Raw genomic sequence first — 20774 nt, 5'->3', positions numbered from 1 at the left:
GGTTGGGAAGAAGAGCAAGTGGTGATCCCCGGAAAGCTTCAGGTGCTCATCCCTCCGGGGCAGTTCAAGCAGCAGCATTTCTTCCGCAATCGCGGCTACGTGTCGTGGCGGTACAAACGCGTGGTCCAACTGACCGCGGACGCGATCGGCTACCCGGCGTACTACCTGCAGCGTAGAGACCTCAAGGGTCTGCGCACGTGGGCCGGTCGGTACGTGAACGGAATGCGGGGACGTGGTTTCGGTGGCCCTCGCTGAGCCCCTGAACCCCGCAGACTCTCCCGCGCCCTTCTCGCTGTTGGTACCCGTCTACCGGGGGGATTCCGCCCACCGGGTACGGCGAGCCATTGACTCCAACACCCATGAACAGACCCGCCCGCCTGCGCAAGTCGTCATCGTGCGCGATGGCCCCGTGCCGCAAGAGATCACGGACGAGCTGGACCGGATCAGCGCGGCGTCGGCGGTGCCTGTGGTGCGTGTGGAACTGGAACACAACGCGGGCCTGACCAACGCGCTGAACACGGGCCTGTTGTGGTGCTCCCACGACGTGGTGGCCCGCGCGGACGCTGACGATATTTCCTACCCCGATCGATTCGCCCGGCAACTGCCGCTCATCGAGGACGGCGCGGACCTGGTCGGCGCCTCGATGTACGAGATCGGCGATGACGAGACCACCCCCTTGGCCCTGCGCCAGGCACCGGTGGGACGCGAGGAAATCGCCGGTGTCGCGAAACGGCGCAATCCGATTTCCCATCCGTCCGTGGTGTTCCGTCGCAGTGCCGTGGAAGCGGTGGGCGGCTATGAACACGTGCCCATGGCCGAGGACTACTGGCTGTGGGCACGAATGCTCCACGCGGGTGCCGATGTCCGCAACGTGTCCGAGCCTCTGGTCGGTTATCGGGTCTCGGCTGGCTCCTACGAACGGCGCGGGGGACCGCGCGTGTTTCTGGCCGAAATGGCGTTGCAATGGAAATTGCGCCGTTTGGGGTACGTGGGCTTCATACAATGGGCGACAAACGTGATCGTGCGGGGCGGGTACAGATTTGTACCGCTCAAGGTGCGGGAAACGGCCTACCGGTTCATGGTGGGCCACCGCAACAGCTAGTTCGCGTGCACGAAAGGACGTCAACGCGCATGGGGAACCCCCAATCCAATACCCCCTCGGCGGAGAAGCCGGTCGCGTGGCTGTGGATCCAGATGATTCTGGATTCCGCCGCGTGGATCGTTGCCATGTGTGTAGCGGTGCTTCTGCGCTACGAGATGAACGTCCAGTTCGTCTCCGTGGGCGGCCTGGTGATCACGTGCGCCGTGGCCGTTGCGTGCCAAATGGTGGTGGGTTTCTCCTTCGCGCTGTACAAGGGGCGCTATTCCTTCGGCAGTTTCGAAGAAGCCAAACTGCTGGTCGTGGTGACCGTGATCGTCACCGCCATCCTGGAGGTCGTCCTCCTGGTCTTCGGCGTGGCCATGGGAATCCCGCGCTCCATCGGCTTCATCGCGTTCCCGTTCGCGTGTTTGTTCATGGCGGCCTTCCGCTATCTCAAGCGCATGTACCAGGAATCCACCGCCAAGCCCGGAGCCGAGGCCCAGCACGTGGTGGTCTTCGGCGCCGGTTACCTGGGCACGTTCCTGGTCCACCGCATGATGCAGGACCCCTCGTCGGAGTTCCTGCCGGTCGCGCTCATCGATGACGATCCCGCCAAGAAGCACCTGCGCATTTCGTCCGTTCCCGTGATGGCACCCTGCACGACGTCGCTCACGTCCTGGAAGCCACGCGATCGGCCGTTCTGATCGTGGCCATTTCCGACGTCGAGCCGCGTCTGATGCGCCGCGTGTCCGACGCCGTGGCCGGCACCAACACGCGCGTGATGACCGTGCCGCCCATCACCGACATGTTGACCGCGAACAAGCAGAGCGTGGACCTTCGCGATATCGCCATGGAGGATCTGATCGGGCGGCGCCCGGTGGACATTCACGTGGATGCGATCGCCGGTTACGTCACGGGTAAACGAGTCCTGGTCACGGGTGCGGGCGGGTCCATCGGCTCCGAGCTGTGCCGACAGCTCGTGGGATTTGAACCCGCGGAACTGATCATGCTGGACCGCGACGAAACCGGTCTGCAGTCCACCCAGATCTCGATCACCGGGCGCGGCCTGCTGGACGGTAACGACACCGTTCTCGCGGACATCCGGGACACGGAGTCGCTCGAGCACATTTTCGAAAAACGGCAACCGGAAGTCGTGTTCCACGCAGCCGCGCTCAAACACGTTTCGCTGTTGGAGCAGTTCCCGGACGAGGCGTGGAAGACCAATGTGATGGGCACCCTCAACGTGCTCAGTGCGTCGGCCAATGTGGGCGTGGACGTGTTCGTGAACGTCTCCACGGACAAGGCCGCCAATCCCACCACTGCGCTGGGGCACTCCAAGCGCGTGGCCGAGAAACTCACCGCGTGGATGGCGGGCCAGACCGGCAAACGCTATGCCTCCGTGCGGTTCGGCAACGTGTTCGGCTCGCGCGGTTCCATGCTCCCGTTGTTTGCGGAGCAGATCCGCCAGGGCGGGCCCATCACGGTGACCCACGCGGATGCCACCCGCTACTTCATGACCATCCCGGAGGCCTGCCAGCTGGTGATCCAGGCCGGTGCCATCGCCAGCGGGGGAGAGGTCCTCATCCTGGACATGGGCGAACCCGTCAGGATCCTGGATATCGCCGAACGGTTGCGGGCCATGTCCGGCCGTGAGGACGTGGAAATCGTGATCACCGGTCTGCGCCACGGAGAGAAGCTCCACGAAGACCTGATTGGTGCGGGTGAGAGCGACGAACGTCCGCTGCACCCCAAGATCTCCCACGCGAGGGCCGAACGTCTGGATCCGGCGCACCTGGACCGGCACGTCTGGAAGGTGCGCGGCGGCATGCTGTTCACCGGTTCCATCCCCGTCATCACGGACAGCACCCAGCCCCGTATCACCGATTTTTCCGTCCCCCGAGCCAGAGAACATCAGAAGCCATCCCCCCACGCAGAACGTCACGGGGGAGACCGCTCATGACAGCACCCATCATCACCACCGCACCGTCCGTGTTGTCCCGCGTGGAAGGCCCGGGTGCCATTCCGCAGGCCGACACGCTGGAACACCTGTTCACTCTCGCGCTCTGGCTCGGCGGTGGGGCGTTCCTCATCTCCGTGTTGCTGCCGTTCGTGATCAAGCCCCTGCTGGCTCGGTGGGGAGTCATCGACATCCCCTCGGACAGGTCTTCACACGACCGTCCGGTCATTCGTGGCATGGGACTGGCCGTCGCTGTGGCCATCGTGGTCATGCATGCGCTGGCCCTCGCATTGGGCGTGGTCGAAGTGGACCGCTCGGTCTCCTTGATCGTGCTGGCCATGATCGTGGCCAGTGCAGCCCTCGGTTGGCTCGAGGATTACCGCGGGGTTTCCGTGGGAACGCGACTCGGGGTGCAGCTGTTGATCGGTGCGCTGGTACGGGCGCCCTGATCGTGTCTCTGGGGATCGCCGTGTGGTGGTGGCCGGTGGGCGTGATCGCCACGGTCGCCTACATCAACATTGCCAACTTCATGGACGGCATCAACGGCATCTCCGGTATGCACGGCACCGCCGTGGGACTGTTCTACGCCTGGGCCGGTGCCGCGAACGACATGACCTGGATGATGTGCGCCGGCCTGATCGTTGCCGGCGCCTTCGCAGGCTTCTTGCCGTGGAACCTGAGTCGAGGCACCGTCTTCCTGGGCGACGTCGGCTCCTATGTCCTCGGCGGCAGCCTGGTCGCGATCGCGATCGGCGCTTTCCTGTCCGGCGTGTATGTGGAGTACTTGCTGCCCCCGCTCGTGATCTACCTGGCGGACACCACGGTGACCCTCATCAAGCGCGTCCAACGTGGTGAGATTTGGTACAAACCGCACCGCGAGCACGTGTATCAGCGCCTCACGGACGTGGGGCTGTCCCACGTCCAGTCCTCGTTGGTCGTGACGGTGGCCACGATCCTGGTCAGCTTGATTGCCCTGTGGGGTGTGCGCGCCGACGGCGCCGGGTCGGTTCTCGCGGGTCTGGCCACCGCCGCTGTGGTCGTGTTGTACCTGTGCCTGCCGCGCGTGTTGCGACCGCTGGCTCGGCGACGTCGGGCCGTGGATTCATGAGCGCGGCGGACCCCGTGTCGGATTCTGCAGTGAATCCGGCGCCAGCGGTGGCCCCATTGGAGGCCTACGGGCGACCGGTTCTGATTCTGAGCGTCACATCCATACTTCTTGCTGTGATTCTCATCACCTGTGCAGCGATGATCGGGTTCGATTCGCTGTGGCGTTCCATTGCTGTGGGAGTTGGACTGGTGACGTTGAGTACCGGTCTCACCGTGTTCGTGTCCGCATTTATGTACCGGGTAGCTCCGGCAGCAACCGCTCCTGCACTGGCCATGTTGTACCTCCTGAAGGTCGTGGTCATGGGTTGGTATTTGTTGTCGGTGGGAGCCCCCGAGTGGTTGCACTCCTTGGGCTTCGCCATCACGGTGGCCGCGGGCCTGGTCCTGTCCTGGTTGGTGCTGGCACCCGTGGCCATGCGTGCAAGCAACGTCTTGGCCAGTGATTACGCGGCCGTGGTGCGTGCCAAGGAAGCCCGTGAAGCCGCTGAGGCTGAGGACGAGGCGGCCACTATCCTTGAAGAAAACCCATCAGAACCGACCGAAGGGGGAGGCGATGACCGAGCGTGAGCGCGATTTCTCCAACTCGCCAGAACATGACGGGCGGCGTGTCGGACCAGCGACAACGGGTTCAGAATCCGAAGACACGCTCAGCACCGCGGGAGAGCTCGTCCAGCGGGGTGGGCTGGCCGGCGGGCTGACCATGTTGCTGTACTTAGTGGTCGGTGGAGGCTTCTGGAGTTTGGTAGGCTGGGGCGCGGATCACCTGCTGGGAACAGGGTGGTTGGTGATCGTGGGAGCCGTCTTAGGTGCGGCTGCTGGGATCTATCTTGGTTACCTCCACATGCGGGAGGGCCTGAACTCCAGTTCCACCCAGATGGAGAACCCGACAAAGACATCGAAGTCTGATCAGGGCCCCACGCCCCGAGTGTGACCGGTCTGGATACCGCAGAAAGGACCCGTATTGAACCCCGCCTTGAGGATTCCGGCCGAATTCGTGGCCCCGTCAGTTGAGGACGCGCACCTGCCTCCCTTCTTCTCCGTGGGCACTTTCGAAGTCGGCAAGCATTCTTTGTTGATCCTGTTGTCGGTGGTTCTCATCGCTGGGTTCTTCATGTACGTCGTCCGCCGCCGCGCCCTGGTCCCCTCCAAGGTCAGTACCTGGGCGAAATGGGATACGGCTTCGTCCGTAATCACCTGGGCCGCGACATCATCGGCGAGAAGGAATTCCGCCCGTACATCCCGCTGCTCTTCACGTTCTTCTTCTTCATCCTGGTCAACAACCTGTTCGGCTCCATTCCGGTGCTGCAGCTTCCGACCTTCTCCCACCCGGGCACCGCGTACGTCTTCGCGGCCATCGCCTACATCGTGTGGGTCTTCGTGGGTATCAAGCGCCACGGCTTCGGCGGCTTCTTCGTCAAGATGACCATGCCGCCGGACGTTCCCAAGGTTCTCTACATCGTGTTGATCCCGCTCGAGTTCCTCTCGAACATAATCATCCGCCCCGTCACGCACGCACTTCGTGTGTTCGCCACGATGTTCGCCGGCCACATGGCCATCATGGTCGCCGCCGGCTTCACCGCCTACCTCGCCACCGGCGTGGGTGGAGCACTCGGTATCGGTGGATCCGTTTTCGGCGTGATCCTGGGCCTCTTCATTTACTTCCTGGAGGTTCTGATTCAGATCCTGCAGGCCTACATCTTCACCCTGCTGTTTGCCGTGTATCTACAGGGCTCACTGCAGGAGGGGCACTGACCCCACGAAGCAGTGGTCCGATCGGACCGCTGATGTGACCATCGTCCATTTACGATTCCAGTAATGGCATCACTGCCCGACACGGGCACCCAGAAAGGAAATATCCATAATGGAAGGTTCGCTTAGCGTCATTGGCTACGGTCTCGCTGCCATCGGTGGTGGCATCGGTGTGGGTTTGATCTTCGCTGCTTACATGCAGGCAGTTGCTCGCCAGCCCGAGTCCCAGCGCGTGATTCAGCCGATGCTGTTCATGGGCTTCGCCGTGGTCGAGGCACTGGCCATCCTGGGCTTCGTGCTCGCACTCCTCTAAGAGCGGTACGTCCGCACTTAGCCCTTAACTAGAGAACAGGAATCGCGCACATGACCGCAATGTTGTTGGCAGCAGAAGAAGGGGCCAGCCCCCTTCTCCCCAACGTCTGGGAAATGCTGATCACTTTCATTGGGTTCCTGATTCTGCTTTTCATCGCGATCAAGTTCATCGCTCCGGCATTCGAGAAGGTCTACCGTGACCGCACCGAAGCCATCGAAGGTGGACTTGCCAAGGCCAAGGCCGCTCAGGCAGAGGCCAAGGCCGCTCGCGACGAGTACAACCAGCAGCTTGAGAGCGCCCGCCTCGAAGCCCAGAAGATTCGTGAGGAAGCCCGCACCGAGGGCGAGAAGATCCTCGCGGACTTCAAGGATCGCGCCAACGTCGAATCCGCTCGGATCACGGAGAACGCACACAAGGCCATTGAGGCCGAGCGTGCCGCCGCAGTGGTTTCCTTGCGCGACGAGGTCGGTACCTTGGCAACACAGCTCGCTTCCAAGATCGTCGGGGAATCCCTGAACGACGACGCTCGTGCAAACCGCGTGGTCGATCGCTTCCTGGCCGATCTTGAGACCGAGCAGGGTCGCACAGGAGCTGCACGGTAATGGCAGAAGCATCGAACGAACCCTATCGTCCCCTCACAGTGGACATTGATCGCTGGGCTTCGGAAGCAAACGTCGAAACGGCTAAGCAGCTGTTCGGCATGCTCGACGTCATCGACGGCAACGGCGCTCTGCGCCGGGCGCTGACGGATCCGTCACGCGCTGCCGACGATCGTGTCAAGCTCGTACACAAGCTCTTCGGGGAGCGGACCCACAAGTCCGACACCGTGGAGGCCGTGTCCGGGTTTGTGCACCGACTGATGGGCAACGAGGAACACGATCCCGCTATCGAGATCGTGTCCGAGCTTGTGAAGCAGCGCTCCGCCAACGAGCGACAGCTCGGTGATGGCATTGAACGAACCGCAGTGATGATGGCGGCAGCGTCTGCCGAGAACCGCGGTGGGCTCAATGCCATGGAATCCCTGGTGGATGAACTGATTCAGTTCAAGAACACCGTGGATCACTCCGAGGAGATCCAGGGTGCCTTTGCCGATTCGCGCGCCAGCGCGGAAGCCAAGGCACAGCTCGCATCCCGACTGATGCCCAATGCATCTGAAGAAGGCAAGCTGTTGACTCAGCGTGCCGTCAGCGAGCCCCGTGGAGCTCTGCCCGGTCGTTTGATCGAGCGCTTCGCAGAGATCGTGGCCGATCGTCAGCAACGCTGGATCGCCCGAATCGTGACGTCTCGTCCACTGAGCCACGAACAGCTGGAGAAGCTGCGTCAGAGCCTCAATGCTCTGTACAAGCGCGATCTCAAGCTGGCCGTGGAGGTGGACCGTTCACTGATCGGCGGCTTGCGAGTCCAGGTCGGTGAAGAAGTCATCGACGGGTCTGTGACCCATCGTCTGGATCAGTTGCAGCAGCGAATCGGAGCCTGATCCCCTGGTGGAGCGGGGATCGCGGGGAGTCGGTCGATGCCGGCATCTCGTCGCGTTGCCTCCACCGGCCGTTGACACGGTCAGCAGGCGATGGGGCAACGCATCGCGACAAAAAGAAGTTAGGTCATTGCGCGGGCGATGATCACGAAACGTAGAGAGCAGGGACAGCAGATGGCCGATGTGACCATCAATGCCGACGAAGTCCGTAGTGCGCTGAACGAGTTCGCGGCGTCCTACGAACCCGGCAATGCAGAACGAGTAGAAGTCGGACGTGTCGCCAGCGCCGCTGACGGTATCGCCCGTGTCGAGGGTCTTCCCTCGGTCATGGCCAACGAGCTTCTGAAGTTCGAGAACGGGGTTCTGGGCCTGGCCTTGAACCTTGACACTCGCGACATCGGTGTCGTGGTGTTGGGCGACTTCCAGGGCATCGAAGAGGGCCAGGAAGTTCACCGTACCGGTGAGGTTCTGTCCGTACCGGTGGGCGAGGGTTACCTCGGCCGCGTGGTGGACCCCCTGGGCGAGCCGCTGGACGATCTGGGACCGGTGGCAACCGACGGTCGTCGCGAGCTGGAGCTGCAGGCTCCGGGCGTGACCATGCGTAAGTCGGTTCACGAACCGCTGCAGACCGGTATCAAGGCCATCGACGCCATGATTCCGATCGGCCGTGGCCAGCGTCAGCTGATCATTGGTGACCGCCAGACCGGTAAGACCGCCATCGCCGTGGACGCCATTCTGAACCAGCGTTCCAACTGGGAGTCCGGTGACGTCGACAAGCAGGTGCGTTGCATTTACGTGGCCATCGGCCAGAAGGCATCCACCATTGCTTCCGTGCGCCAGACCCTCGAGGACAACGGCGCTCTGGAGTACACCACCATCGTGGCTGCTCCGGCTTCCGAGTCCGCCGGTCTGAAGTACCTGGCCCCGTACGCGGGTTCCGCTATTGGTCAGCACTGGATGTACAACGGCAAGCACGTTCTGATCGTTTTTGACGATCTCTCCAAGCAGGCTGAGGCCTACCGTGCCGTGTCGCTGTTGCTGCGTCGCCCGCCGGGACGTGAAGCGTACCCGGGTGACGTCTTCTACCTGCACTCCCGTTTGCTGGAGCGTTGTGCCAAGCTCTCCGACGAGCTCGGTGCCGGTTCGATGACCGGTCTGCCGATCATCGAGACCAAGGCGAACGACGTCTCCGCGTTCATTCCGACCAACGTGATTTCGATTACCGACGGTCAGATCTTCCTGCAGTCGGACCTGTTCAACGCGAACCAGCGCCCCGCAGTGGACGTGGGTATCTCCGTGTCCCGCGTGGGTGGTGCCGCTCAGGTCAAGGCCATGAAGAAGGTCTCCGGTACGTTGAAGCTGGACTTGGCGTCCTACCGCTCCATGCAGGCCTTCGCGATGTTCGCATCCGACCTGGATGCCGCGTCCCGCCAGCAGCTGACCCGCGGTGAGCGACTGATGGAGCTGCTCAAGCAGCCCCAGTACACCCCGTACCCCGTGGCGGACCAGGTCGTGTCCATCTGGGCAGGTACCACCGGTCAGCTCGACGACGTCGAGGTCGCCAACGTGAACGACTTCGAGAAGGCCCTGATCGAACAGGTCCGTCGAACCACCAACGTGATGGATTCCATTGAATCCACGGGCAAGCTCGAGGACGACGCCATTGAGGCGTTGAAGACGGCTGTTGCCGAGGTCAAGCGCGACTTCCGCGGTTCGAAGCACGGTATTGAGCCGGGTCACGAGGAGCACGAGTCCCTCGAGACCGAGGACGTCAACCAGGAAAAGATCGTCAGGAAGTAACCGAGTCAGCGGTGTGCCGGTGACGGCACACCGCTGCGGTGCCGAAAGGAAGTTTCATGGGAGCGCAGATTCGGGTCTACCGACAGAAGATCTCATCCACCTCGTCAATGAAGAAGATCTTCAAGGCGATGGAGATGATCGCGACTTCGCGCATCAACAAATCCCGTCAGAGCCTCGAAGCGGCGTACCCGTACGCCAACGCGCTGACCCGTGCGGTCTCCCAGATCGCGTCTCAGCACAACATTTCCCACCCGTTGACCTCGACCGTGGATGATGTTCGTCGTTCCGCAGTCGTGATCTTCACGTCCGACCGTGGTTTGGCCGGCTCCTACTCCTCGAACGTGCTCAAGCGCGCGGAGGGTCTGTTGGAGATGCTGAACTCGGAGGGCCGGGAAGTTCGGGTCTATCTGGTGGGTCGTAAAGCCAAGGCGTACTTCGATTTTCGTCGCCGCGATTACGACGAGTTCTGGACGGGCGATACCGATAACGCCAACCCCGAGCGTGCTGAGGAATTGACCGAGCGTTTGCTCGGCGATATCAGCGCAAGCTACGACGACGGTGGCGTGGACGAGATCCACTTGGTGTACACGGCTTTCAAGTCCATGGTGACTCAGGAGCCGCGCGTGCTTCGCCTGCTTCCTCTCGAGGTAGTTGATGCCAACGACCTCGGCGACGAAGTGTCCGAGGACTACCAGGATCTTGAGGAGACGAACAACAACTTCGAGTTCGAGCCGAACCCGGAGGAGTTCCTCAACGAGATCCTGCCGCGCTACATCAAGTCTCGTATCTACTCGACCCTGTGCCACGCGGCCTCCAGCGAGCTGGCTTCCCGTCAGCGCGCCATGAAGCCGCCGGCGACAATGCGGATGAGCTCATCAAGAAGTACACCCGTTTGATGAACAACGCCCGCCAGGCCGAGATCACCACCGAGCTGACCGAAATCGTCAGTGGCGCCGAAGCCTCTGATCAGGGCCAGCCACTACCCACCGCCGAAATGAAGTGAGAGAAATGACTGCCACTATCAATGAACAGGCCGCTCAGCCGGTCTCGGGCGGCGCGACCGGCCGAGTCGCCCGAGTGATCGGCCTGTGGTCGACGTCGAGTTCCCTGAGAACCAGGTGCCCGCCGTTTACAACGCGTTGACCGCCGACTACGAGTTCAACGGTGAACCTCGCAAGATCACTTTCGAGGTCGCACAGCACCTGGGCGACAACATGGTTCGTGCCATCTCCCTGCAGCAGACCGATGGTCTGGTGCGCGGTACCCAGGTGAAGGACTCCGGCGCGCCGATCTCCGTGCCCGTGGGCGACGTGGTCAAGGGCCACATCTTCAACGTGCTGGGTGACTCGCTGGATCTGCCCATCGAAGAGCTGGATGTCCAGGACCGTTGGCCCATCCACCGCAAGGCACCGTCCTTCGCGGAGCTCGAGGGTTCCACCGAGATGATGGAAACCGGCATCAAGTCCATCGACCTTCTGACCCCCTACATCAAGGGCGGTAAGATCGGTCTGTTCGGTGGTGCCGGTGTGGGCAAGACCGTGTTGATCCAGGAAATGATCACCCGTGTTGCGCGTAACTTCGGTGGTACCTCCGTGTTCGCCGGTGTGGGCGAGCGTACCCGTGAGGGTAACGACCTGTGGGTCGAGATGGAAGAAGCCGGCGTGCTCAAGGACACCGCCTTGGTGTTCGGCCAGATGGATGAGCCGCCTGGAACTCGTTTGCGCGTGGCACTGTCCGGCCTGACCATGGCGGAGTACTTCCGCGATGTGCAGAACCAGGACGTGCTGCTGTTCATCGACAACATCTTCCGCTTCACGCAGGCCGGTTCCGAGGTGTCGACCCTGCTGGGTCGTATCCCCTCCGCCGTGGGTTACCAGCCCACCCTGTCGGACGAGATGGGTGTGCTCCAGGAGCGCATTACCTCGACCCGCGGTCACTCGATTACGTCGATGCAGGCCATTTACGTGCCCGCGGATGACTACACCGACCCGGCTCCGGCCACCACCTTCGCGCACTTGGACGCCACCACTGAGCTGTCCCGTGAAATCGCGTCGCGTGGTCTGTACCCGGCTATCGACCCGCTGTCCTCGACCTCCCGCATCTTGGACCCGCAGTACGTGGGCCAGGCGCACTATGACGTGGCTACCCGCGTCAAGGGCATCCTGCAGGAGAACAAGGAACTCCAGGACATCATCGCGATCCTCGGTGTCGAAGAGCTCTCCGAAGAGCAGAAGGTCGTGGTCTCCCGCGCCCGTCGCATCGAGCAGTTCCTGTCCCAGAACACCTACACCGCTAAGCAGTTCACCGGTGTTGAGGGCTCCACGGTTCCGCTCGCGGAAACCATCGAGGCCTTCGGCAAGATCTGTGACGGCGAGCTGGACCACGTTCCGGAACAGGCGTTCTACAACGTGGGTGGCCTGGATGACGTCATGCAGCGCTGGGACGAGATCAAGTCCCAGACCGGCGAGAAGTAATCATGGCTGAGCTCATTGTTGAGGTCGTTGCCTGGACCGTAAGATCTGGGCAGGTACCGCCAAGATGGTTCGTGTTCGTACCACGGAGGGTGACATTGGCATCCTCCCCGGACACGAGTCCGTTGCCGGTCTGCTCAAGCCGGGTGCGTTCGCCGTCGAGCGTGTGGAGGGCGGCCGCCTGAGCGGTCACATTGACTCGGGATTCATCTCGGTCGACAGCAACCGCGTGACGGTTGTTGCGGACGAGGTCGATTTCGATGGACAGTCCGAGTCCGAGTAGTTAGTTCGTAGCTAGAACGCGCATCGTGGCCCCCGTACCTTTTGGGTACGGGGGCTCGTGCAGTCTGAGAGCGTGGTGCTGACCGCGTGATCTGGAGGACCCATGGAAGAGAAGATCGAGGTTCACGGACCCACTAAGGTGTCCGGGGTGCTCCCGGTATCGGGGGCCAAGAACAGTGTGCTCAAGCTGATGGCCGCGACCCTGTTGGCAACGGGGGAGTCGACCATCACCAACGTGCCCGAGATCCAGGACGTCACGATCATGGCGGAGCTGCTGCGGCGCTTGGGTTGCACGGTGCGCTACGACCCTGCACAGCAGACCGTGGACATCGATGTGCCTGAGGTCTTGGGCCATCAGGCCGACTACGACCTGGTCCGCGCGATGCGCGCGTCCATTTCGGTTCTGGGGCCGCTGGTCGCCCGTTGCCACCGTGCGGAGGTTGCGCTCCCGGGAGGCGACGCTATTGGCTCGCGCGGTCTGGACATGCACCGTGCCGGTCTCGAGGCCATGGGCGCCAAACTGAGCATCGAGAGGGGCTTCCTGCGGGCTTCGGTGGCCGACAACCTGCACGGCACCACGTACCACCTGGACTACCCGTCCGTGGGTGCTACGGAGAACCTCATGATGGCCGCGGCGCTGGCTGACGGCACGACCGTGCTGGAGAACGCCGCTCGTGAACCCGAGATCGTGGACATCGGCCGCATGATGCAGGCCATGGGTGCTCACATCGACGGATTGGGTACGAGCACCATCACCATCGAGGGTGCGCAGAAGCTGCACCCGGTCACGCACCGAACCGTTCCGGACCGCATCGTGGCGGGCACGTGGGCCTTCGCTGCGGCGGTGACCGGGGGGCGCGTGGAGATCGAGGGTGCCGAGCCGGCACACCTGACCATGGTTCTGGAAAAGCTGCGCGGTGCGGGGTGCACGATCGACACGTCACAGGGTCGTTTCATCGTGCAGGGGCCGGAGCGTCCCACCGCGATCAATGTTTCGACCTTGCCGTATCCGGGTTTCCCCACGGACCTGCAGCCCTTCGTGGTGGCGCTGAATGCCGTTGCAGAGGGTTCGGGAATGGTCACGGAGAATGTGTTCGAGGCTCGCTGGGGCTTCACGGCGGAGCTGGAGCGTTTGGGTGCGCGAGTCCGGCTGGACGGCCACCATGCGCGCGTGGACGGCTTCCCGCGGAACAGCTCTCCGGAGCACCGGTCGAGGCCAAGGACATCCGAGCGGGAGCCGCGCTGGCCATCGTGGGCATGGCGGCCACGGGGGTCACAGAGGTCTCCGGGGTCGAGCATATCGACCGCGGATACGAACACTTCGTGGATCGCCTGTCGAATGCCGGGGCCAAGGTTCAGCGGCGCATCGTGGGCGGCTTGTTCTAGGGAGAAGACAGAACTCCGAGGAGTTCCCGAACGGGGTTACGCGCCGCTGACAGGCTGGCGCGTGACCCCGTTCATGGCTGTAGCCGCACACCGGGGATGACGACCGACAAACACAAAACCCCGCATCCACCTGGATGCGGGGTTTTGTTCGGGGTGAAACTATCAGATGACAGTCACGCCGGTAGCCTGGGGGCCTTCTGGCCCTGACCGATTTCGAACTCGACGCGCTGGTTCTCTTCGAGAGTGCGGAATCCACCGGTCTGGATTTCGCTGTAGTGAACGAAAACGTCACCCTCAGCGTCGTCCGGGGTAATGAAGCCGAAGCCCTTCTCTGCGTTGAACCACTTAACGGTGCCCTGAGCCATAATGGGGCGCTCCTTCTGGAGTAAATAAATGCGTGTACTTGTTTTTCGTACACCTGAACAGGTACCGCGAGAAGGCTGTGGATGCGGCTCACTAGATGTTGCGCCACAGCGCCAGTCAGAACTTCACGCTCGCTACCATTCCTGCGAGCATGTAAAACATGAAGCGAAGAACGGTACTAGCTTCACACACCCGGACACCAAGGTCAACAGCAGTCAGTCTGCTGATCACAAATGTCGCCTGTCATTCACGATTCGTTTGCTTACCCGGGAGTAGGCATCGGCCCTAGAAGAGCCGCGATTGGGTGTCCACGTTGCCGCGCATTTCCTCGTAGTCCAAAGTCACACATTCAATCCCGCGGTCGTGGGCCAGGGTGCGGGCCTGGGGTTTGATCTGCTGCGCGGCAAAGACTCCGCGCACCGGACGCAGCAGGGGATCGCGATTGAGCAGCTCGAGATAGCGGGTGAGTTGTTCCACGCCGTCGATGTCACCGCGGCGTTTGAGCTCCACCGCCACGCTGGCTCCGGAGCCGTCGCGAGCCAGGATGTCCACGGGTCCGATCGCCGTGGGGTATTCGCGGCGCACCAGGGAGAAATCGTCGCCGAGCAGGGTGATCTGTTCGGCGAGCAATCGCTGCAGGTCCGCTTCGACTCCGTCCTTGATGAGCCCGGGGTCAACGCCCAGATCGTGCCCGATGTCCTCGTGGATCTCGTAGATGTCGATCAGCAGCCGGTCATCGGATTTGGCGGCCTGCACGATCCACGACTCGCGCACGCCTTCCTCGATCTGCTCGGGTGTCGACTCACCCACGTGCAGTTTGGCGGGCGGGCTCATCCAGTTCAGCGGCTTGTAGGAACCGCCGTCCGAATGCACCAGCACGGACCGTCCGCCTTGAGCATGAGGAGGCGTCGGGCCAGGGGTAGGAGGGCGTTGAGGCGGCCTTCGTACCGCACGGAACAGTCAGCTATTACCAATCGCACCGGGCAAGCCTATCGCCCCGATGGTCGCGGCGCTCACCCGGCCTGGTACGACGTCGCTCGGTCGCCGCGATGGGGACGCGCACCGGGCACGCTAAGCCGGTGCACGGGCGGATTTAAGGCCGTGGTGTGGGTGATCGGCTCGTGAGTTGGGCCACCCCGGGGGCAGGGCCGAGCGGCGTCGTCGTTGGGTAGCTAGCGCGCGTCCTGGCGCGGGACGAAGACTTCCCGAACCAGGAGCAGGCCGGCGGCGGCCGTGGGAATGGCGATGACCGCACCGAGGATTCCCCACAGGGCACCGCCCGCGGCCACGGCGATGACCGCCACGGCACCAGGAACGGCCACGGCACGCTTCATGATGCGGGGCGAGACGAAATACGCCTCGATCTGCAGGTAGGCGAAATAGCACAGGGCGAAGGGGAGGACCGTGTCCCAACCACCCAGGATGGCGAACAACGTGACCAGAATGCCCGCGAGTACGCCACCGACCAGCGGGATGAACGCGAGGACCGCCACGAACAGCACGAGCAGCGTGGCATACGGAACCCCGGTGATGCTCATGAGGATGAACGCGACGGTCGCGTTGATGATCGCCACGCACGCCTGACCGACCACGTAGTTGCCCACGCCGTTGATCATCTGGTCGCCCAGTTTCTGGACACGAGCACGGCGACTGGCCGGTGCCAGGCGATATCCCCAGGCTTTGGCCATGGGAAGCGAGAAGAGGAAGTACAGGGTCAGGGCCATCACGATGATCGTGCCCGTGACGGCATTGATGACCACGCCGCCCACGCTCACGACCGAACCGAACATGCCGCCCAGCAGATCCTGATTGGTGGACAGCTGGGTCTGGAGCGAGCCCACAGTTTGTTCGAAGGTCGCGGCGATGTTGAAGCGATCGTCCAAGGCCTCGAAGAACGAGGACCCCATGAACTGGTTGACCAGCTGCGGAATGGTGCCCATGAACTGTTGCGCCTGATTGACCATGCGTGGCACCACCAGCACGATGAATGCCGTGATGGCCAGGGCAAGCGCGAGGATGACGGCGGAGACGGCCAGGGGGCGGGGCAGTCCGCGGGATTCCAACCAGCGCACGATGGGATCCAAGCCCAACGCGATGAAGGCCGCGGTGACCACCCAACCCGCGAGACTTTCCACATTGGTCAAGACGTAGAAACCGAGCAGAGCTATTCCCACGCCAACGGTGAGAAAGAATCCGGTCTGAACCGGGTGACCACCCGCGAAAAGACCCTTGTCCCACGGGGCTCGGCGCGGCGCCGGCATGGAGCCAGGGGTGGTTCCGGGCTCCGGAGGCACATCGAATCGATGGCGCGACGGACGGAATCTCTGAGCAGACTTCTCCGGCGGCTGGGGCGATGTGGTCACGCCGGAAGCGTACAACGCACGCCTGTGTTGGGGCACCTGTTGCGTGCGTGGCGATAATGGGTGGAGTGCACGAATGACGCGGTCCGGCCGGTGACCCACCCCAGGCGCAGGGCTCGGCCGCGCGAGGACGAGGCTACAAAGGAGACCGAGCATGAGCGAATTCCCTCAGCAACCAGGACAGCAAGGACAGCAGTGGCAGCCCGACACACAGGCCCAGGCCGTGCCGGCGTCCGTGCGCGGCGCCATGGATCTCGGCGCGATGCAGAGCGGGGGAGCGGCAGGTAACGGCGGAGCGCGTCGTCCGCGGGCGCCGGTCAAGGTGCAAGCTACCGCGTGAGCATCACTGCGCAGGACTTCCAGAAGTACGCCGAGCAGTCGGCCACCGTGCCCGTGGTGGTGGCCCTGTACGCGCCGCAGAGCCCCGAGTCAGAGACCTTTGTCGAAACCCTGTCCGAGCTGATCGACAGCTACCAGGCAAGTTGCTGCTGGGCACCGTGGACGCCTCCACGGAGCAGCAGATTGCCCAGGTGTTCCAGGCTCAGACGGTTCCCACGGTCGTGGCCATGCTCGGTGGGCAGGCCGTGCCGCTCGTGAATTCGACCGTGCCGGCAGAGCAGATGCGCCAGCTCCTCGACGAGCTGCTCACCCTGGCCGCGCAGAACGGGGTGACCGGCACGGCAGAACCCACCGCTCCGGCGGCCCCCAAGGAACTGCCCCCGCTGCACCAGGAAGCCCTCGACAAGCTCGAGGCCGGCGACCTGGACGGCGCGGAAGCCAGCTACAACAAGGCGCTCGCCGAGAACCCGGGCGATAAGGACGCCAAGCTCGCCCTCGCCCAGGTGCATCTGCTCCAGCGGGTCAGTGCCATGGACGCCACCGCGGTACGCCAGGCAGCCGCGGATGACCCGCAGAACATTCAGGCAGCACTCGACGTCGCGGATCTGGACGTGTCCGGTGGTCACGTGGAGGACGCGTTCCGCCGCCTGCTCAATCTGGTCAGGACCACTTTCGGAGACGACAAGGACCGTGTGCGCGAGCGCTTGGTGGATCTCTTCGATGTGGTCGGTTCCGAGGATCCGCGCGTCACGGCGGCCCGTGGTCAGTTGATGCGGGCGTTGTTCTAAGCTCAGCCGCGACAACCTGAGCGTCATCAGGGTGATCGCCGGAAGGAGGACCCGTACTTCGGTACGGGCCCTCCTTCTCTTTCGAACCGATGCGCGGGAGCGAGGTCCGGCGCGACGCGGGTGAGCTTCTGTCACGCCACGGGATGACACGACAGGTCTCGAAATCACACCGGCGGGGGATGAATGTCATACCCCCGGTTCATAGGCTGGACTCATGAGCATCCACGCGCACAGTTCCAGGCCCGCGGAGCGACCTCCGCAATCACCGACCTCTCATCCAGCACTTCTGATCCAGGACTTGACCAAGGTGTACGGCCATCCCGGCCCCGGGGCGCGGCCGGCCGCGGATCGGGTCAACCTCCACGTTCCTCGCGGTTCGTTCTATGGGCTCGTGGGTCGTAACGGTGCGGGCAAGACCACCACGTTGTCGATGGCCACGGGACTCTTGCGTCCCACCGCCGGCAAAGTATGGGTGGGCGGTGGCAGCCAAGATCAGCCGGTGGACGTTTGGGCTGATTCAGTCGCGGCCAAGCGGCGCATGGGCGTGCTACCGGACGGAACTCACCTGTTCGATCGGCTGACCGGTCGCCAGCTCGTGACCTACTCGGGCCTGCTGCGCGGTATGGACCGTGAGCTGGTCAAGGACCGCACCGAAGATCTCATCCAGGCCATGGACCTCCAGGACGCTGCGGGCAAGCAGGTCCAGGACTACTCGGCCGGCATGACCAAGAAGATTGCCCTGCGCGGCCATGATCCACGCGCCGGCGTTGCTGGTGCTGGACGAACCGTTCGAATCGGTGGACCCGGTCTCCGCCGCCAACATTCGCGCCATCCTGCATCAGTACACGCAGGCCGGTGGCACCGTGGTGGTGTCCAGTCACGTGATGGACCTGGTCCAGCGCATGTGCGACCACGTGGCGGTCATGGACAACGGCAGGGTTCTGGCTGAAGGCACGGTCGACCAGGTGCGCGGTGAGATGTCCCTCGAAGATCGTTTCGTCGATCTCGTGGGCGGCCGCACGGATGCGGGGGAGGGCTTGTCATGGCTTCGACCCGAGTGAATTCATCCGAGACCACCGAGAACTCCGGTGCACCCTGGGCGGACACGCCGTCTCACGGTGCGGTCGAGGTGGCCCCCGAATCGTTGCGGCCGACCGGCAGCGCGGGACCGGCCACGCACGCGCGTTCGGTGGGACCGCTGACCGAGGGTTTGCGCATGGCGGGGCTGAAATGGCACCTGCTGATCAACACGCTGACCCGCAGCACGTGGATCCTGGTGGGAACCATTTTCGGTGCCCTGTACATGCTGTTCGTTGTCGGCTCGTTCGGTGTCGGGCTCTTCATGGTCGGCAACGAGTCGCTGGAGGTCGTCCGCACCGTTGCCGTTTACTTCGGCGCGCTCGTGCTCTTGGGCTGGTGGATCGTTCCGGTCGTGAGTTCCAAGGCAGACTCCAGCCTGGATCCGTCCCGGCTGGCCCTGTTCCCCATGCGGATTGCGGGGATTCAGATCGGCCAGATCCTGGGCGCCGTGATCGGTATTCCGGGCGTCGCGAGCATTCTGATCACCATGGCGTGGATTTCCTCGTGGCGTGCGTCGGGGATCGCCTGATCGTCGCCATTCCGTGCGCGCTTCTGGGACTTCTGCTCGCGTTCACCGGATCCCGAGCCGTCACGGCACTGTCCGCCAACTTCAACAAGCAGCGCCGGGCCGGGGAGATCATCTCGATCGTCCTGTTGGGTCTTGTTGTGCTGCTGGGGCCGCTGATCGCCACGATCGGACAGGGTATCGAGCGTGTGTGGGAGCAGCTGCCCACCTGGGCTGAATATCTTGCGTGGTCACCCTTGGGTGCCGTGTGGGCCATCCCCGCCGACGTCGCCGAAGGCCAGTGGATTGCCGCGCTCGCACGTCTGGCTATTGCCGTGGCCACACTCGTGCGCTCGCGTTGGTTTGGCGCGCAGCCTTGCGGCGTGCACTGTCCGACGCCACCGCCGACGCCGCTCGCTCCAATTCCAAATCCGTGTCCGGGGTGGGCCTCTTCGGCCGGTTGCCCGCGACCGGTTGGGGCGCGGTCATGGCGCGTTGCCTCACGTACTGGCTCAAGGACCCCCGGTATTCGGCCACGCTGCTGGTCCTTCCGGCCATGGCCGCCGCCTTCTGGTTCATCAGCGGGGACGGCACCGGCCCGATCTGGGCCCTGCCGTGTTTCGTCGCACTGCTGATGGCGTACTCGATCTCCGCGGATGTGGGCTACGACAACACAGCGTTCACGCTGCACCTCTTGGCACCCGTCAAGGGAAACCACGATCGTCTGGGTAGGGCGCTGGCCATGTTCTGCATCGCCGTGCCGTTCTTGGTCGCCATGTTGGCGTTGACCATGATTCGCACGGGCGGCTGGGGCTACCTGCCCGGCATGATCGGCATCTGCGCGGCGCTGCTGTTGGCCGGTACCGGTGTGGTGTCCGTGATGTCGGCGCGATACACGTATCCCGTGCCGCCCCCGGGTGCGTCCCCGATGAAGACCCCGCAGGGTTACACACTGCTGAACGTGCTCATCCAGTTCGTGATCCTGGGTGCCGTGGCCCTCATGGCGCTTCCCCCGGTGATCCTGGTCATCGTGCAGGTGGTGTCCGGTGAAGCCATGTGGGGCTGGCTCGCGTTGGCCGTGGGCATCGCGGAAGGCCTGGGCATCTTCTGGCTGGGCATCGTGCTCGGCGGCAAGTGGTTGGATCGCCGCGGGCCGGAGCTGCTCCAAGAGGTCGCCCAGTACCGCTGAGCGCTTCGTCACTCAGCTTTGTGCGTCAGCTTCGAATCTCAGCGTCCAGAGTTCTTTCAGAGCCTGGGCGCTGAGTCGTGTCCGGACCCGGGGGTAGACTGTCGGCCATGGAGAACACCGCAGCATCGTTGAGCACTGGTACCACCGTTGAGCACCACTCCACGGTGACCAACGGACTGTTCGGTCGTAAGCCGGACACCGTGGGAGGCACCTCCACCATTGAACGCGAGGACACGCGTCAGCTGCAGGAACCCGGCGATCACGAGCGGTTCTCCCACTACGTGCGCAAAGAAAAGATCATGGAATCTGCGCTGTCCGGTGAACCGGTGATCGCCCTGTGCGGCAAGGTGTGGCTGCCCGGCCGCGATCCTCAGAAGTTCCCCGTCTGCCCCGCATGCAAGGAGATCTACCAGGGTCTCCGCCCGGGCAAGGACGACTCGGACAACAACAACTAAGCATCATCCACAGAATTCGTCACGCGGGCCCACCGGCCCCGTGATCGGCGGCGCCCGCGCTCGCGGGCGCCTTGT

Annotated in this window: 16 protein-coding genes and 9 pseudogenes; 22 read left to right on the top strand and 3 right to left on the bottom strand. The window is 63.3% G+C overall.

The genetic code is table 11. The features are described 5' to 3' along the window. The 16 genes and pseudogenes from YO9_RS0103680 to murA all read left to right on the top strand — a co-directional run. Nucleotides 1-255: pseudogene (locus YO9_RS0103680) on the top strand (glycosyl transferase); the annotation flags it as partial. Next, complete coding sequence (locus tag YO9_RS0103675; protein WP_016996287.1) at nt 233-1102, top strand: glycosyltransferase; 870 nt, start codon at nt 233-235, stop codon at nt 1100-1102. The pseudogene YO9_RS0103680 and the gene YO9_RS0103675, both read left to right, overlap by 23 nt. A gap of 29 nt (nt 1103-1131) precedes the next feature. Next, nucleotides 1132-3041: pseudogene (locus YO9_RS0103670) on the top strand (polysaccharide biosynthesis protein). Then, nucleotides 3038-3487: an MraY family glycosyltransferase gene (locus YO9_RS20530; RefSeq protein ID WP_317259736.1), complete on the top strand. Its 450-nt coding sequence runs from the start codon at nt 3038-3040 to the stop codon at nt 3485-3487. Before YO9_RS0103670 ends, YO9_RS20530 begins: the two are co-directional and overlap by 4 nt. A 2-nt stretch (nt 3488-3489) precedes the next feature. Beyond that, nucleotides 3490-4146: an MraY family glycosyltransferase gene (locus YO9_RS20525; RefSeq protein ID WP_317259735.1), complete on the top strand. Its 657-nt coding sequence runs from the start codon at nt 3490-3492 to the stop codon at nt 4144-4146. Continuing rightward, nucleotides 4143-4712 (top strand): hypothetical protein, encoded by a 570-nt coding sequence (locus YO9_RS0103660; RefSeq protein ID WP_016996286.1) that lies wholly within the window; start codon nt 4143-4145, stop codon nt 4710-4712. Before YO9_RS20525 ends, YO9_RS0103660 begins: the two co-directional genes overlap by 4 nt. Next, nucleotides 4699-5076 carry an AtpZ/AtpI family protein gene (locus YO9_RS0103655; protein ID WP_016996285.1) on the top strand — a complete coding sequence of 126 codons (378 nt, stop codon included), beginning with the start codon at nt 4699-4701 and terminating at the stop codon, nt 5074-5076. Before YO9_RS0103660 ends, YO9_RS0103655 begins: the two co-directional genes overlap by 14 nt. 30 nt (nt 5077-5106) lie before the next feature. Beyond that, nucleotides 5107-5897: pseudogene (gene atpB, locus YO9_RS0103650) on the top strand (F0F1 ATP synthase subunit A). Between the two features lie 109 nt (nt 5898-6006). Further along, nucleotides 6007-6207 carry an ATP synthase F0 subunit C gene (locus YO9_RS0103645; RefSeq protein ID WP_016996283.1) on the top strand — a complete coding sequence of 67 codons (201 nt, stop codon included), beginning with the start codon at nt 6007-6009 and terminating at the stop codon, nt 6205-6207. A gap of 50 nt (nt 6208-6257) precedes the next feature. Beyond that, entirely contained in the window at nt 6258-6809 is a 552-nt protein-coding gene (locus YO9_RS0103640) for a F0F1 ATP synthase subunit B (protein WP_016996282.1), read from the top strand. Beyond that, the gene (gene atpH, locus YO9_RS0103635) at nt 6809-7684 is read left to right on the top strand and encodes an ATP synthase F1 subunit delta (RefSeq protein WP_016996281.1); all 876 of its coding nucleotides are present in this window, start codon (nt 6809-6811) and stop codon (nt 7682-7684) included. The genes YO9_RS0103640 and atpH overlap by 1 nt, the downstream gene beginning before the upstream one ends. A 171-nt stretch (nt 7685-7855) precedes the next feature. Beyond that, nucleotides 7856-9481, top strand: a complete 1626-nt coding sequence (gene atpA / locus YO9_RS0103630) for a F0F1 ATP synthase subunit alpha (RefSeq protein WP_016996280.1) — start codon at nt 7856-7858, stop codon at nt 9479-9481. 56 nt (nt 9482-9537) lie between these two features. Next, nucleotides 9538-10484 (top strand): annotated as a pseudogene (locus YO9_RS0103625) (F0F1 ATP synthase subunit gamma). Between the two features lie 5 nt (nt 10485-10489). Next, nucleotides 10490-11955 (top strand): annotated as a pseudogene (gene atpD / locus YO9_RS0103620) (F0F1 ATP synthase subunit beta). A 64-nt stretch (nt 11956-12019) separates the two neighbouring features. Further along, a complete protein-coding gene (locus YO9_RS0103615; protein WP_016996277.1) occupies nt 12020-12235 on the top strand; it encodes a hypothetical protein in 216 nt (71 codons plus the stop codon). A gap of 102 nt (nt 12236-12337) precedes the next feature. Continuing rightward, nucleotides 12338-13620, top strand: a pseudogene (murA, locus tag YO9_RS0103610) (UDP-N-acetylglucosamine 1-carboxyvinyltransferase). A 162-nt stretch (nt 13621-13782) separates the two neighbouring features. Here murA and YO9_RS0103605 read toward each other — a convergent pair. The 3 genes and pseudogenes from YO9_RS0103605 to YO9_RS0103595 all read right to left on the bottom strand — a co-directional run bounded on the left by YO9_RS0103605 (nt 13783) and on the right by YO9_RS0103595 (nt 16277). Next, nucleotides 13783-13985: pseudogene (locus YO9_RS0103605) on the bottom strand (cold-shock protein). A gap of 283 nt (nt 13986-14268) precedes the next feature. Continuing rightward, nucleotides 14269-14963 (bottom strand): annotated as a pseudogene (gene nucS, locus YO9_RS0103600) (endonuclease NucS). A gap of 192 nt (nt 14964-15155) precedes the next feature. After that, a complete protein-coding gene (locus YO9_RS0103595; protein ID WP_223286051.1) occupies nt 15156-16277 on the bottom strand; it encodes an AI-2E family transporter in 1122 nt (373 codons plus the stop codon). A gap of 220 nt (nt 16278-16497) precedes the next feature. On the opposite strand from YO9_RS0103595, the gene YO9_RS0103590 reads away from it, so the two are divergent. The 6 genes and pseudogenes from YO9_RS0103590 (at nt 16498) to YO9_RS0103570 (ending at nt 20699) form a co-directional block, all read left to right on the top strand. Next, nucleotides 16498-16683 carry a hypothetical protein gene (locus tag YO9_RS0103590; RefSeq protein ID WP_016996274.1) on the top strand — a complete coding sequence of 62 codons (186 nt, stop codon included), beginning with the start codon at nt 16498-16500 and terminating at the stop codon, nt 16681-16683. Nucleotides 16684-16825: 142 nt separating this feature from the next. Then, a complete protein-coding gene (locus YO9_RS0103585; RefSeq protein ID WP_016996273.1) occupies nt 16826-17470 on the top strand; it encodes a co-chaperone YbbN in 645 nt (214 codons plus the stop codon). Nucleotides 17471-17684: 214 nt separating this feature from the next. Continuing rightward, nucleotides 17685-18531 (top strand): annotated as a pseudogene (locus YO9_RS0103580) (ABC transporter ATP-binding protein). Further along, nucleotides 18513-19079, top strand: coding sequence for a hypothetical protein (locus YO9_RS16630; protein ID WP_223286050.1), 567 nt, complete (start codon nt 18513-18515; stop codon nt 19077-19079). Before YO9_RS0103580 ends, YO9_RS16630 begins: the two are co-directional and overlap by 19 nt. A 352-nt stretch (nt 19080-19431) precedes the next feature. After that, nucleotides 19432-20244: a hypothetical protein gene (locus YO9_RS16625; protein WP_223286049.1), complete on the top strand. Its 813-nt coding sequence runs from the start codon at nt 19432-19434 to the stop codon at nt 20242-20244. Between the two features lie 107 nt (nt 20245-20351). Further along, a complete protein-coding gene (locus YO9_RS0103570) occupies nt 20352-20699 on the top strand; it encodes a DUF3039 domain-containing protein (protein ID WP_016996270.1) in 348 nt (115 codons plus the stop codon). Nucleotides 20700-20774: the final 75 nt, after the last annotated feature.

The sequence above is a fragment of the Kocuria atrinae C3-8 genome, assembly GCF_000286355.1.
Taxonomy (GTDB): Bacteria; Actinomycetota; Actinomycetes; order Actinomycetales; family Micrococcaceae; genus Kocuria; species Kocuria atrinae_A.
Note: the sequence above shows the minus strand (reverse complement) of the source record. Positions and strands in the feature narration are given on the sequence as shown.

Bases quoted from the DNA above. Each gene is read 5' to 3' on its own strand.
- YO9_RS0103655 (WP_016996285.1), top strand. From the start codon at position 4,699: ATGACCGAGCGTGAGCGCGATTTCTCCAACTCGCCAGAACATGACGGG.
- YO9_RS0103640 (WP_016996282.1), top strand. From the start codon at position 6,258: ATGACCGCAATGTTGTTGGCAGCAGAAGAAGGGGCCAGCCCCCTTCTC.
- YO9_RS0103570 (WP_016996270.1), top strand. From the start codon at position 20,352: ATGGAGAACACCGCAGCATCGTTGAGCACTGGTACCACCGTTGAGCAC.
- YO9_RS0103660 (WP_016996286.1), top strand. From the start codon at position 4,143: ATGAGCGCGGCGGACCCCGTGTCGGATTCTGCAGTGAATCCGGCGCCA.
- YO9_RS20530 (WP_317259736.1), top strand. From the start codon at position 3,038: ATGACAGCACCCATCATCACCACCGCACCGTCCGTGTTGTCCCGCGTG.
- YO9_RS0103615 (WP_016996277.1), top strand. From the start codon at position 12,020: ATGGTTCGTGTTCGTACCACGGAGGGTGACATTGGCATCCTCCCCGGA.
- YO9_RS0103590 (WP_016996274.1), top strand. From the start codon at position 16,498: ATGAGCGAATTCCCTCAGCAACCAGGACAGCAAGGACAGCAGTGGCAG.
- atpH (WP_016996281.1), top strand. From the start codon at position 6,809: ATGGCAGAAGCATCGAACGAACCCTATCGTCCCCTCACAGTGGACATT.
- atpA (WP_016996280.1), top strand. From the start codon at position 7,856: ATGGCCGATGTGACCATCAATGCCGACGAAGTCCGTAGTGCGCTGAAC.
- YO9_RS0103645 (WP_016996283.1), top strand. From the start codon at position 6,007: ATGGAAGGTTCGCTTAGCGTCATTGGCTACGGTCTCGCTGCCATCGGT.
- YO9_RS16630 (WP_223286050.1), top strand. From the start codon at position 18,513: ATGGCTTCGACCCGAGTGAATTCATCCGAGACCACCGAGAACTCCGGT.